Source organism: Aeromonas sp. 95A, from assembly GCF_051919235.1.
Lineage (GTDB): Bacteria > Pseudomonadota > Gammaproteobacteria > Enterobacterales > Aeromonadaceae > Aeromonas > Aeromonas veronii.
Genome location: NZ_JBQBFC010000001.1, coordinates 100,366 through 115,736, shown reverse-complemented (window position 1 = coordinate 115,736; position 15,371 = coordinate 100,366). Strand labels below are relative to the sequence as shown.

Genomic DNA, 15,371 nt, shown 5'->3' with positions numbered 1-15,371 from the left:
CTCGATTAAGTAAACACGAGCGTCGGCTTTTTTATATCTGCATCGATGCGCAATAAAAACCCCGCAGCAAATAGCGGGGTTGTTCATGACTGGACTTCAACGACGGGCATCACTCCAGCAAGAAAACAGCCTCGATATTATCGCTTACCGTGATCTGCTGTTGTTGATAACTGTTGTCCGCCATATCCGCCGCAGGAGCAGCCATCGCCATGGCCTGCACCACCTTCAGGTTGCGGCTGTAGGCGGTAATGGGCGAAGCATTGCGGTACTCCACACTGTAGACCTTGCCAAGCTTCATCCCGAACGCCTTGGCCAGAGATTCAGCCTTGGTTTTGGCATCCTCAACGGCATTCAGACGGGCCTGCTCCTTGATGACCTGCGGCGATTTCAACCCGTACTCAATCTGGGATACGGACTCCAGCCCGGCTTTGAGTGCGGTATCCATCAGGGGGCTCAATTTATCCAGTTGATAGAGTTTGACCGCCAATTGCCGCTGGGCACGGTATCCCAGCAATACCGGCTTCTTGTTCTCGCCATACTGATATTCCGGAGAGACCATCAGGTTGCCAGCCTCAACATCGCTGCGCTTGATCCCCAACCCTTCCAGTTGGCTGAAAAAGGCTGCGACCTTGGTATCGACCTGCTGCTTGGCCTTGAGGCCCTGCTTATCCAGTGCACTCACCGCCACATTGAGGGTGAGCATATCGGGTTCGGTCTTCTGCTCGGCATAACCGCTCACCACCAGATGGGGCGCTTGCGGCACTTCAATCGCCAGCAGCGGAGCACTGACAACCAGAGCGGAAAGAGTAAGAAGGGGACGCCACATAGAAAAAAACCTCAATCGGAAAGATTGAGGCCATTATGCCCGTGCAGCTACAGGATTCATATATCGTGCAAGGGGGGGAGCTGATCCAGTATCTGATTGGTCAGATCGAGACTAATGGTGACCATGCTGCCGGGATCCTGGTTCTGGTTTGCCATATCCAGCGCAGGAGCCGCGCCACAGACCAACACCTCATCATCGAAATGGAACGAGTCCCACGACAGAACGTGTCCTTGCACCGCCTGTCCGATATTGGTGCCACCACTATCCTCCTCCATCGCAGACCAAGGGATGGTATCAGATGGTCCTAGCAAATCTTGCAACAACGGAGAGTGAAAACTGGCCAGCGGATACTCCTGCTGCCCCTGATGATGGCCAACCAAAATCATGTTATGGGCAGACTCGGTATCCATGACCGGCACATAAGTGATAGAGGCCGTAGCGAAGTCAACATAGAGCGAGCCCGCTACATCACCGGCCTCATTCTCAATCTCCATCCCATCCAGCCGATCCCCCGCGATCGAAGCCTGATAGCCAAACTGGCCTGCGCAGGTAATGTTCCCCTGCCCATCCCAGCTATAACGGATGCCATCAATGTCGACCCAGTTGAATGACTGCATGATTACCCCTCTCCTCTACTGCCGCTATCTTATCCATCCCCTTGAGGAAAAAACAGGGGCCAGGCAAGCCCGGCCCCGAGACAAGGTTACGGATCAACCTTCAAGTTACCGTCATCCAGCAAGTGCTTGATGATCTCCTGATTGGAGCCCAGTGAGGCAAGGTCGAGTGAGTTCTGGAACTGGATGGTCAGTTCCGGGCTCCCACCGGCCCCGGCAGGATCTATCGTCAACGTCTTGGTCGTCGTGTTGAACTGCAGATAGTTGATCAGCACGGCTGCCAAGTCTTCGTTGTCCCCCAGCGCTGGTACGCCAACCAGCAGATCAGACAGATCCAGCACATCGCCACCGCTGGCCGTTTTACCCAGAGTGAAGTCAGTTATGCTGTCGGTACTGCCATCAGCATCCCCCGCCAACCACTTGAAGGTGTCACTACCAAGACCGCCGATCAAAATGTCATCACCCAGACCACCAATCAAAGTGTCATTGCCCGCCCCTCCTTCCAGACGGTCATTGCCATCATTGCCATTAAGCACATCAGCACCTGCATGGCCGAGTAATACGTCATCTCCGCTGGTGCCTACGAGGGCATCATTGGCATTGGTACCTTCCATTACTATCGGTGCCACCGTGGCACTGGAAGCAATATTGATGGTCAGCTGAGCTGTATCCTGATCTCCATCACTTTGTGCCAGTTGATAGTTGAACACATCCGCCTTGCCCACATTGTTGAGATCCGGGTTCGGTGTATAGGTGTAGGTACCATCACTGTAGACTTCGAGTGAGCCATAAAGCCCAACTACTGTTTGGCTCGTGGTAACTGCGGTATAGCTGCTGCCATTCCAGATCTTGAGCACAGTGCTCTCCGCTCCGATGGCATCAACACTTCCCCAAGGATCGCCACTCATCATGTCGTGGTTGGGCTCGGTTAACAGATTGCCATGTGCAGCCGTCAAGGCAATCGCAGCCGTCACGTTGAGTTTGATATTATCCAGCTGCAAAGTGGAGTCAGAGTTACCAGAACCATCATTCACCGAGAAATAAACCCGGTAGCGTGTCCCTGCATCCAGGGTAGACGTCGTGATAGTCGACAACGAACCCGGATCACCGGATAGATTACCGCTAAAGCCAACGCCAGAGAGTTGAACCCAGCTTGAACCATCGAATTTGTACAGATTCCAAGTCACTGTATCGCTGGCATGTACGTTAGCTCTATCGTATTGGAAGCTAAGTGTGGTTGTATCTGCCAGCCCAGTGACGAACTCTGGGGTCAAAAGCTGTGCAGCACCTGCGCCATCATCATTTCTATCAACGAGTTGTAATATGCCTCCACTAACACGGCCGTCCAGGGTTGAAGTATCTAGCGTACTGACAATCCACTTGTTGCCATTGCTCGCCACGGCATCGCCAATGGAACTGGAGCTCAAGTACATCACACTCCGACCAGTGCCAGAAGTGTCATAGATCCAGGGATTGTACCCGGCACCACTGTTCGCAGAATTGGTCGTATCCCCAAAGTCTGCCAGTGTGGTGCTGGTCGTGGCCCCCGGGATCATGATCTGGGTTACCAGCGCTTCATCACCGTTGTCATAGGCGATAACATCACTGGAATCTGTCGTGATCATGTTGAGTACGCCGGTCTTCACGTCCCCATCCGCATCGCTGATGGTGTAGCGGAAGGTCTCTGTATAGTCATTTGCCACGTCCAGCGACAAGCTATAGCTATATGCCCCTGTCAACAAATTGACCGAGAAAGTTCCCCCACCATGAGTGGGAATAGTTAGCACATGCGTTATTGCGTTGTAGCCGGAATACGTCGTGGTATACACCACATCCGGGGTTTCCGGGTTGCCATCTGCATCATGAGAGATACTGGTGATGGGCAAGTCCGCCGGACCATCAGCACCGAATACAACCCCAGCATCAGTCAGCAAATTCCCTGTGGTTGGAACCTGTACTGTCCCGGACAGGGTCGAAGCCAGCTGACTCAGATCCGTGACAATGATAGCAGGTTGCTGTTGACCAGAGCTTCCGTTGTAAGCTATCGGCGTCAGCGCGCCAGCGGTTGCGCCGGTACCCATGCCCAGGGCATAAGCATTGATATCATTACTGTTAAGGAAAGCTTCCCAAGCGGTTTGTTCCGCTGTGTTGATGCCCGTACTTCCGGTACCGCTAACACCTGGCCAATTGGTACTTTCGGTGGGTTCCCCATCAGAGAGGAAATACAGCACACTCTGACCACCGATGATTTTTCCTGCCGAGTTGTAAGCTGACATAGCCTTGATCAGAGCATCGTCATAATCAGTCCCGCCATTACCCAAATAGTCGGTAACACCATTAATGACATTCAAAGCCTGAGTGGCTGTCAGCCAGACATCGCCAGATCCCAAGAAGTTAGTGGTTGCCGAGCTGGCAAAACCAACCAGACGCACCATTACGTCTCCTACATCGTCATAATCACTAATGAGCTGCAGAACGGATGCCTTGGCAATGGCCATGCGGGTAGCAAATCCAGCCACTCCCGAGGCGTAATCCATGCTGCCTGATGTATCCAGGATGATCATAAGATTGGTGCCTGGATTCGAAAACTCCTCGACACGGGTATTAAGGTCAACAGGCTGTGCCGGCACATCATCCACTATCTGCACGCTCAGGGTGTTCGTCGCCGAGTCCCCATCGCTGTCTATCAGGCTCACCGCAAAGTCTTCAAACAAGCTGTTGTTGCCGTCAGCATTGGCGTGCGCTACGTTGTCGTTCAGGGTGTAGCTGTAGCTCACCAACCCCGTCGCCGGGTTGTACCCGGTGATGGTCAGGGTGTTGCCCAGCGGCGTGGTCACCCCGCTCAGCGGGAAGCCCGCCACCACCCCGTTCACCACGATGTTGATGCCACCCACGCTCAGGGTCTGTACCCCGTCCGGCGCGCTGATGGTGAAGCTGCCGGGCACAGTGGTCGGCTCCTTGCTGCTGTCCGACCCCGCCGATTCGTTCTCGCCGCGACCCGACAACAGGTCATCTTCGTACACGGTGGCATCACCACCCGCCCCTTGCGGAATGAGATTGGTGATGGTCACCCCGTCATCGTCGTTCCTGATGGCCAGGGTCAGGGTCGCCGTACTCACATCCCCGTCCGCATCGGTCAGGGTGTAGGTGAACACTTCACTCCCCGTCGCCCCGCCCGGCAGCGCCACAAATTGCGGGTCTGTCGGGTCGAGGGTGTAGGTGTAGCTGCCGTTGGCATTGAGCACCAGGCTGCCGTAGATCCCGGGCAGAGTGCCCGCACTCACCGCCGCACCATCCGCCCCCTGCACGTCGTTGGTAATGACGTTGCCGGTGAGGGTGCCGCTGTTTTCGCTCGCCGTACCATTGGTGTCGTTCACCGCCGTCGGCACATCATCCACTATCTGCACGCTCAGGGTGTTCGTCGCCGAGTCCCCATCGCTGTCTATCAGGCTCACCGCAAAGTCTTCAAACAAGCTGTTGTTGCCGTCAGCATTGGCGTGCGCTACGTTGTCGTTCAGGGTGTAGCTGTAGCTCACCAACCCCGTCGCCGGGTTGTACCCGGTGATGGTCAGGGTGTTGCCCAGCGGCGTGGTCACCCCGCTCAGCGGGAAGCCCGCCACCACCCCGTTCACCACGATGTTGATGCCACCCACGCTCAGGGTCTGTACCCCGTCCGGCGCGCTGATGGTGAAGCTGCCGGGCACAGTGGTCGGCTCCTTGCTGCTGTCCGACCCCGCCGATTCGTTCTCGCCGCGACCCGACAACAGGTCATCTTCGTACACGGTGGCATCACCACCCGCCCCTTGCGGAATGAGGTTGGTGATGGTCACCCCGTCATCGTCGTTCCTGATGGCCAGGGTCAGGGTCGCCGTACTCACATCCCCGTCCGCATCGGTCAGGGTGTAGGTGAACACTTCACTCCCCGTCGCCCCGCCCGGCAGCGCCACAAATTGCGGGTCTGTCGGGTCGAGGGTGTAGGTGTAGCTGCCGTTGGCATTGAGCACCAGGCTGCCGTAGATCCCGGGCAGAGTGCCCGCACTCACCGCCGCACCATCCGCCCCCTGCACGTCGTTGGTAATGACGTTGCCGGTGAGGGTGCCGCTGTTTTCGCTCGCCGTACCATTGGTGTCGTTCACCGCCGTCGGCACATCATCCACTATCTGCACGCTCAGGGTGTTCGTCGCCGAGTCCCCATCGCTGTCTATCAGGCTCACCGCAAAGTCTTCAAACAAGCTGTTGTTGCCGTCAGCATTGGCGTGCGCTACGTTGTCGTTCAGGGTGTAGCTGTAGCTCACCAACCCCGTCGCCGGGTTGTACCCGGTGATGGTCAGAGTGTTGCCCAGCGGCGTGGTCACCCCGCTCAGCGGGAAGCCCGCCACCACCCCGTTCACCACGATGTTGATGCCACCCACGCTCAGGGTCTGTACCCCGTCCGGCGCGCTGATGGTGAAGCTGCCGGGCACAGTGGTCGGCTCCTTGCTGCTGTCCGACCCCGCCGATTCGTTCTCGCCGCGACCCGACAACAGGTCATCTTCGTACACGGTGGCATCACCACCCGCCCCTTGCGGAATGAGATTGGTGATGGTCACCCCGTCATCGTCGTTCCTGATGGCCAGGGTCAGGGTCGCCGTACTCACATCCCCGTCCGCATCGGTCAGGGTGTAGGTGAACACTTCACTCCCCGTCGCCCCGCCCGGCAGCGCCACAAATTGCGGGTCTGTCGGGTCGAGGGTGTAGGTGTAGCTGCCGTTGGCATTGAGCACCAGGCTGCCGTAGATCCCGGGCAGAGTGCCCGCACTCACCGCCGCACCATCCGCCCCCTGCACGTCGTTGGTAATGACGTTGCCGGTGAGGGTGCCGCTGTTTTCGCTCGCCGTACCATTGGTGTCGTTCACCGCCGTCGGCACATCATCCACTATCTGCACGCTCAGGGTGTTCGTCGCCGAGTCCCCATCGCTGTCTATCAGGCTCACCGCAAAGTCTTCAAACAAGCTGTTGTTGCCGTCAGCATTGGCGTGCGCTACGTTGTCGTTCAGGGTGTAGCTGTAGCTCACCAACCCCGTCGCCGGGTTGTACCCGGTGATGGTCAGGGTGTTGCCCAGCGGCGTGGTCACCCCGCTCAGCGGGAAGCCCGCCACCACCCCGTTCACCACGATGTTGATGCCACCCACGCTCAGGGTCTGTACCCCGTCCGGCGCGCTGATGGTGAAGCTGCCGGGCACAGTGGTCGGCTCCTTGCTGCTGTCCGACCCCGCCGATTCGTTCTCGCCGCGCCCTGCCAGCAGATCATCTTCGTACACGATGGCATCGCCACCCGCCCCTTGCGGAATGAGATTGGTGATGGTCACCCCGTCATCGTCGTTCCTGATGGCCAGGGTCAGGGTCGCCGTACTCACATCCCCGTCTGCATCGGTCAGGGTGTAGGTGAACACTTCACTCCCCGTCGCCCCGCCCGGCAGCGCCACAAATTGCGGGTCTGTCGGGTCGAGGGTGTAGGTGTAGCTGCCGTTGGCATTGAGCACCAGGCTGCCGTAGATCCCGGGCAGAGTGCCCGCACTCACCGCCGCACCATCCGCCCCCTGCACGTCGTTGGTAATGACGTTGCCGGTGAGGGTGCCGCTGTTTTCGCTCGCCGTACCATTGGTGTCGTTCACCGCCGTCGGCACATCATCCACTATCTGCACGCTCAGGGTGTTCGTCGCCGAGTCCCCATCGCTGTCTATCAGGCTCACCGCAAAGTCTTCAAACAAGCTGTTGTTGCCGTCAGCATTGGCGTGCGCTACGTTGTCGTTCAGGGTGTAGCTGTAGCTCACCAACCCCGTCGCCGGGTTGTACCCGGTGATGGTCAGAGTGTTGCCCAGCGGCGTGGTCACCCCGCTCAGCGGGAAGCCCGCCACCACCCCGTTCACCACGATGTTGATGCCACCCACGCTCAGGGTCTGTACCCCGTCCGGCGCGCTGATGGTGAAGCTGCCGGGCACAGTGGTCGGCTCCTTGCTGCTGTCCGACCCCGCCGATTCGTTCTCGCCGCGACCCGACAACAGGTCATCTTCGTACACGGTGGCATCACCACCCGCCCCTTGCGGAATGAGATTGGTGATGGTCACCCCGTCATCGTCGTTCCTGATGGCCAGGGTCAGGGTCGCCGTACTCACATCCCCGTCCGCATCGGTCAGGGTGTAGGTGAACACTTCACTCCCCGTCGCCCCGCCCGGCAGCGCCACAAATTGCGGGTCTGTCGGGTCGAGGGTGTAGGTGTAGCTGCCGTTGGCATTGAGCACCAGGCTGCCGTAGATCCCGGGCAGAGTGCCCGCACTCACCGCCGCACCATCCGCCCCCTGCACGTCGTTGGTAATGACGTTGCCGGTGAGGGTGCCGCTGTTTTCGCTCGCCGTACCATTGGTGTCGTTCACCGCCGTCGGCACATCATCCACTATCTGCACGCTCAGGGTGTTCGTCGCCGAGTCCCCATCGCTGTCTATCAGGCTCACCGCAAAGTCTTCAAACAAGCTGTTGTTGCCGTCAGCATTGGCGTGCGCTACGTTGTCGTTCAGGGTGTAGCTGTAGCTCACCAACCCCGTCGCCGGGTTGTACCCGGTGATGGTCAGGGTGTTGCCCAGCGGCGTGGTCACCCCGCTCAGCGGGAAGCCCGCCACCACCCCGTTCACCACGATGTTGATGCCACCCACGCTCAGGGTCTGTACCCCGTCCGGCGCGCTGATGGTGAAGCTGCCGGGCACAGTGGTCGGCTCCTTGCTGCTGTCCGACCCCGCCGATTCGTTCTCGCCGCGACCCGACAACAGGTCATCTTCGTACACGGTGGCATCACCACCCGCCCCTTGCGGAATGAGATTGGTGATGGTCACCCCGTCATCGTCGTTCCTGATGGCCAGGGTCAGGGTCGCCGTACTCACATCCCCGTCCGCATCGGTCAGGGTGTAGGTGAACACTTCACTCCCCGTCGCCCCGCCCGGCAGCGCCACAAATTGCGGGTCTGTCGGGTCGAGGGTGTAGGTGTAGCTGCCGTTGGCATTGAGCACCAGGCTGCCGTAGATCCCGGGCAGAGTGCCCGCACTCACCGCCGCACCATCCGCCCCCTGCACGTCGTTGGTAATGACGTTGCCGGTGAGGGTGCCGCTGTTTTCGCTCGCCGTACCATTGGTGTCGTTCACCGCCGTCGGCACATCATCCACTATCTGCACGCTCAGGGTGTTCGTCGCCGAGTCCCCATCGCTGTCTATCAGGCTCACCGCAAAGTCTTCAAACAAGCTGTTGTTGCCGTCAGCATTGGCGTGCGCTACGTTGTCGTTCAGGGTGTAGCTGTAGCTCACCAACCCCGTCGCCGGGTTGTACCCGGTGATGGTCAGGGTGTTGCCCAGCGGCGTGGTCACCCCGCTCAGCGGGAAGCCCGCCACCACCCCGTTCACCACGATGTTGATGCCACCCACGCTCAGGGTCTGTACCCCGTCCGGCGCGCTGATGGTGAAGCTGCCGGGCACAGTGGTCGGCTCCTTGCTGCTGTCCGACCCCGCCGATTCGTTCTCGCCGCGCCCTGCCAGCAGATCATCTTCGTACACGATGGCATCGCCACCCGCCCCTTGCGGAATGAGATTGGTGATGGTCACCCCGTCATCGTCGTTCCTGATGGCCAGGGTCAGGGTCGCCGTACTCACATCCCCGTCTGCATCGGTCAGGGTGTAGGTGAACACTTCACTCCCCGTCGCCCCGCCCGGCAGCGCCACAAATTGCGGGTCTGTCGGGTCGAGGGTGTAGGTGTAGCTGCCGTTGGCATTGAGCACCAGGCTGCCGTAGATCCCGGGCAGAGTGCCCGCACTCACCGCCGCACCATCCGCCCCCTGCACGTCGTTGGTAATGACGTTGCCGGTGAGGGTGCCGCTGTTTTCGCTCGCCGTACCATTGGTGTCGTTCACCGCCGTCGGCACATCATCCACTATCTGCACGCTCAGGGTGTTCGTCGCCGAGTCCCCATCGCTGTCTATCAGGCTCACCGCAAAGTCTTCAAACAAGCTGTTGTTGCCGTCAGCATTGGCGTGCGCTACGTTGTCGTTCAGGGTGTAGCTGTAGCTCACCAACCCCGTCGCCGGGTTGTACCCGGTGATGGTCAGAGTGTTGCCCAGCGGCGTGGTCACCCCGCTCAGCGGGAAGCCCGCCACCACCCCGTTCACCACGATGTTGATGCCACCCACGCTCAGGGTCTGTACCCCGTCCGGCGCGCTGATGGTGAAGCTGCCGGGCACAGTGGTCGGCTCCTTGCTGCTGTCCGACCCCGCCGATTCGTTCTCGCCGCGCCCTGCCAGCAGATCATCTTCGTACACGATGGCATCGCCACCCGCCCCTTGCGGAATGAGATTGGTGATGGTCACCCCGTCATCGTCGTTCCTGATGGCCAGGGTCAGGGTCGCCGTACTCACATCCCCGTCCGCATCGGTCAGGGTGTAGGTGAACACTTCACTCCCCGTCGCCCCGCCCGGCAGCGCCACAAATTGCGGGTCTGTCGGGTCGAGGGTGTAGGTGTAGCTGCCGTTGGCATTGAGCACCAGGCTGCCGTAGATCCCGGGCAGAGTGCCCGCACTCACCGCCGCACCATCCGCCCCCTGCACGTCGTTGGTAATGACGTTGCCGGTGAGGGTGCCGCTGTTTTCGCTCGCCGTACCATTGGTGTCGTTCACCGCCGTCGGCACATCATCCACTATCTGCACGCTCAGGGTGTTCGTCGCCGAGTCCCCATCGCTGTCTATCAGGCTCACCGCAAAGTCTTCAAACAAGCTGTTGTTGCCGTCAGCATTGGCGTGCGCTACGTTGTCGTTCAGGGTGTAGCTGTAGCTCACCAACCCCGTCGCCGGGTTGTACCCGGTGATGGTCAGGGTGTTGCCCAGCGGCGTGGTCACCCCGCTCAGCGGGAAGCCCGCCACCACCCCGTTCACCACGATGTTGATGCCACCCACGCTCAGGGTCTGTACCCCGTCCGGCGCGCTGATGGTGAAGCTGCCGGGCACAGTGGTCGGCTCCTTGCTGCTGTCCGACCCCGCCGATTCGTTCTCGCCGCGCCCTGCCAGCAGATCATCTTCGTACACGATGGCATCGCCACCCGCCCCTTGCGGAATGAGATTGGTGATGGTCACCCCGTCATCGTCGTTCCTGATGGCCAGGGTCAGGGTCGCCGTACTCACATCCCCGTCTGCATCGGTCAGGGTGTAGGTGAACACTTCACTCCCCGTCGCCCCGCCCGGCAGCGCCACAAATTGCGGGTCTGTCGGGTCGAGGGTGTAGGTGTAGCTGCCGTTGGCATTGAGCACCAGGCTGCCGTAGATCCCGGGCAGAGTGCCCGCACTCACCGCCGCACCATCCGCCCCCTGCACGTCGTTGGTAATGACGTTGCCGGTGAGGGTGCCGCTGTTTTCGCTCGCCGTACCATTGGTGTCGTTCACCGCCGTCGGCACATCATCCACTATCTGCACGCTCAGGGTGTTCGTCGCCGAGTCCCCATCGCTGTCTATCAGGCTCACCGCAAAGTCTTCAAACAAGCTGTTGTTGCCGTCAGCATTGGCGTGCGCTACGTTGTCGTTCAGGGTGTAGCTGTAGCTCACCAACCCCGTCGCCGGGTTGTACCCGGTGATGGTCAGAGTGTTGCCCAGCGGCGTGGTCACCCCGCTCAGCGGGAAGCCCGCCACCACCCCGTTCACCACGATGTTGATGCCACCCACGCTCAGGGTCTGTACCCCGTCCGGCGCGCTGATGGTGAAGCTGCCGGGCACAGTGGTCGGCTCCTTGCTGCTGTCCGACCCCGCCGATTCGTTCTCGCCGCGACCCGACAACAGGTCATCTTCGTACACGGTGGCATCACCACCCGCCCCTTGCGGAATGAGATTGGTGATGGTCACCCCGTCATCGTCGTTCCTGATGGCCAGGGTCAGGGTCGCCGTACTCACATCCCCGTCCGCATCGGTCAGGGTGTAGGTGAACACTTCACTCCCCGTCGCCCCGCCCGGCAGCGCCACAAATTGCGGGTCTGTCGGGTCGAGGGTGTAGGTGTAGCTGCCGTTGGCATTGAGCACCAGGCTGCCGTAGATCCCGGGCAGAGTGCCCGCACTCACCGCCGCACCATCCGCCCCCTGCACGTCGTTGGTAATGACGTTGCCGGTGAGGGTGCCGCTGTTTTCGCTCGCCGTACCATTGGTGTCGTTCACCGCCGTCGGCACATCATCCACTATCTGCACGCTCAGGGTGTTCGTCGCCGAGTCCCCATCGCTGTCTATCAGGCTCACCGCAAAGTCTTCAAACAAGCTGTTGTTGCCGTCAGCATTGGCGTGCGCTACGTTGTCGTTCAGGGTGTAGCTGTAGCTCACCAACCCCGTCGCCGGGTTGTACCCGGTGATGGTCAGGGTGTTGCCCAGCGGCGTGGTCACCCCGCTCAGCGGGAAGCCCGCCACCACCCCGTTCACCACGATGTTGATGCCACCCACGCTCAGGGTCTGTACCCCGTCCGGCGCGCTGATGGTGAAGCTGCCGGGCACAGTGGTCGGCTCCTTGCTGCTGTCCGACCCCGCCGATTCGTTCTCGCCGCGACCCGACAACAGGTCATCTTCGTACACGGTGGCATCACCACCCGCCCCTTGCGGAATGAGATTGGTGATGGTCACCCCGTCATCGTCGTTCCTGATGGCCAGGGTCAGGGTCGCCGTACTCACATCCCCGTCCGCATCGGTCAGGGTGTAGGTGAACACTTCACTCCCCGTCGCCCCGCCCGGCAGCGCCACAAATTGCGGGTCTGTCGGGTCGAGGGTGTAGGTGTAGCTGCCGTTGGCATTGAGCACCAGGCTGCCGTAGATCCCGGGCAGAGTGCCCGCACTCACCGCCGCACCATCCGCCCCCTGCACGTCGTTGGTAATGACGTTGCCGGTGAGGGTGCCGCTGTTTTCGCTCGCCGTACCATTGGTGTCGTTCACCGCCGTCGGCACATCATCCACTATCTGCACGCTCAGGGTGTTCGTCGCCGAGTCCCCATCGCTGTCTATCAGGCTCACCGCAAAGTCTTCAAACAAGCTGTTGTTGCCGTCAGCATTGGCGTGCGCTACGTTGTCGTTCAGGGTGTAGCTGTAGCTCACCAACCCCGTCGCCGGGTTGTACCCGGTGATGGTCAGGGTGTTGCCCAGCGGCGTGGTCACCCCGCTCAGCGGGAAGCCCGCCACCACCCCGTTCACCACGATGTTGATGCCACCCACGCTCAGGGTCTGTACCCCGTCCGGCGCGCTGATGGTGAAGCTGCCGGGCACAGTGGTCGGCTCCTTGCTGCTGTCCGACCCCGCCGATTCGTTCTCGCCGCGCCCTGCCAGCAGATCATCTTCGTACACGATGGCATCGCCACCCGCCCCTTGCGGAATGAGATTGGTGATGGTCACCCCGTCATCGTCGTTCCTGATGGCCAGGGTCAGGGTCGCCGTACTCACATCCCCGTCTGCATCGGTCAGGGTGTAGGTGAACACTTCACTCCCCGTCGCCCCGCCCGGCAGCGCCACAAATTGCGGGTCTGTCGGGTCGAGGGTGTAGGTGTAGCTGCCGTTGGCATTGAGCACCAGGCTGCCGTAGATCCCGGGCAGAGTGCCCGCACTCACCGCCGCACCATCCGCCCCCTGCACGTCGTTGGTAATGACGTTGCCGGTGAGGGTGCCGCTGTTTTCGCTCGCCGTACCATTGGTGTCGTTCACCGCCGTCGGCACATCATCCACTATCTGCACGCTCAGGGTGTTCGTCGCCGAGTCCCCATCGCTGTCTATCAGGCTCACCGCAAAGTCTTCAAACAAGCTGTTGTTGCCGTCAGCATTGGCGTGCGCTACGTTGTCGTTCAGGGTGTAGCTGTAGCTCACCAACCCCGTCGCCGGGTTGTACCCGGTGATGGTCAGAGTGTTGCCCAGCGGCGTGGTCACCCCGCTCAGCGGGAAGCCCGCCACCACCCCGTTCACCACGATGTTGATGCCACCCACGCTCAGGGTCTGTACCCCGTCCGGCGCGCTGATGGTGAAGCTGCCGGGCACAGTGGTCGGCTCCTTGCTGCTGTCCGACCCCGCCGATTCGTTCTCGCCGCGCCCTGCCAGCAGATCATCTTCGTACACGATGGCATCGCCACCCGCCCCTTGCGGAATGAGATTGGTGATGGTCACCCCGTCATCGTCGTTCCTGATGGCCAGGGTCAGGGTCGCCGTACTCACATCCCCGTCCGCATCGGTCAGGGTGTAGGTGAACACTTCACTCCCCGTCGCCCCGCCCGGCAGCGCCACAAATTGCGGGTCTGTCGGGTCGAGGGTGTAGGTGTAGCTGCCGTTGGCATTGAGCACCAGGCTGCCGTAGATCCCGGGCAGAGTGCCCGCACTCACCGCCGCACCATCCGCCCCCTGCACGTCGTTGGTAATGACGTTGCCGGTGAGGGTGCCGCTGTTTTCGCTCGCCGTACCATTGGTGTCGTTCACCGCCGTCGGCACATCATCCACTATCTGCACGCTCAGGGTGTTCGTCGCTGAGTCCCCATCGCTGTCTATCAGGCTCACCGCAAAGTCTTCAAACAGGCTGTTGTTGCCATTCGCCGTCGGGTGCGCCTCGTTGTCATTCAGGGTGTAGCTGTAGCTAACACTTCCTGTTCCGGTGACAACGTTGAAGTTAATCCCTGTCACAATCAGCTGATTACCCAACTGGCTGGGGATCGCCTGAGGGAATCCGGTGATGAGCTGGCCGTTGCTGACGAGTAGCACGCCGCCCAGCGTAAGGCTTTGCACGCCGTCAGGAGCATTGAAGGTAAACACTCCACTTTGAGTCAGATCTGCTGCGTTGGGAGCCGAACCGTCGGCCAAGTTGGCATCACTGACCAACACCTCTCCCCCTTCCTGAGTAAGCCCATCAAGACTTACCTCCTCATCTACCGGAGTAATGGAGATAACGAGTGTTGAAGTCACTGTGTCCTGGCCATCAGTTACCTGATAGTTCACCGGGGGAACTGCACCATCATAGTTAGGAGCCGGAGTAAAGGTATAGCTCCCATCCGGATTGATGATCAGCGTGCCCACTCCGGTAATGGTGGCAGCAACACCGGCAGGGACTCCGATATTGATACCCCAGTCATATGAAACGATGGAGGCATCAGCGGGTCCATCTGGATTGGTACTATTGTCGAGCAAATTCCCACTGACCTGAGTGTCTTCCAGGGTTACGGCGGTTTCGCCCAAATCATCAAGCTGATTTTCAAGAATCAAATCTTCGGCCTGATTTTCATTGATGACAGCGGCCGTATCGTAGGTGGTATCAAACCCTGCAGCCGCTATCGTGGCATCGCCAGTTCGATCAATTGTGACGAAACCACCATTACCACTGGCCCCCGCAACCCCACCAATACCGCCACCACCACCGGCCGCTGGAGCCCCACCAGCAGCAGAAGCCTCAAAGTTTTGAGTCGGGTCAACACCCTGCAGAATCGATTCTTGCAATGCGGCAATATCTGAAGGTGCGCCTTCCTGGCTGGCCGCCACTTGCGGTTGAGCAGGTTCAGCGGACTCGGAACCGGCCGGAACATCCGATGCTGGAGTATCGTCATAAGGGGAAAGAGCCAGCTTGGCGTCATCAGCTATGGCCAATTTTGCTCCGGGTTGGAGAATTTCCCCTTTTTGCAGAGGGCGGCTGCTTCCATCAGCCATCACAATCTCCACATTGCCTTCTATAGCTGAGACAACCACGGACTTGTCGATGATTTGGGTACGCATATCCATTGCTCCAAGGTGACAGATCTTAATGGATAGAACATAGAGCTCATCGGAGAGAACAACTGTTGCAAAAATGTATCTGCTGGAAGGTGAATACCCGACACTATTGAATTAAATCGAAAGGAACTTCTTTAACTTAAATATCAACAACTTAAAGACACCCCA

At 59.8% G+C, this 15,371-nt stretch carries 3 protein-coding genes; all 3 read right to left on the bottom strand.

Annotation, left to right across the window (positions count from 1 at the left end):
* Window positions 1-109: 109 nt before the first annotated feature.
* Window positions 110-826 (bottom strand): SIMPL domain-containing protein, encoded by a 717-nt coding sequence (locus tag ACTG2U_RS00440; RefSeq protein ID WP_005337338.1) that lies wholly within the window; start codon window positions 824-826, stop codon window positions 110-112.
* A 56-nt stretch (window positions 827-882) separates the two neighbouring features.
* Entirely contained in the window at window positions 883-1,443 is a 561-nt protein-coding gene (locus tag ACTG2U_RS00435; RefSeq protein ID WP_335812725.1) for a hypothetical protein, read from the bottom strand.
* Between the two features lie 86 nt (window positions 1,444-1,529).
* On the bottom strand, window positions 1,530-15,206 hold the full coding sequence (locus ACTG2U_RS00430; RefSeq protein WP_439973864.1) for a retention module-containing protein: 13,677 nt from the start codon (window positions 15,204-15,206) through the stop codon (window positions 1,530-1,532).
* Window positions 15,207-15,371 lie beyond the last annotated feature (165 nt).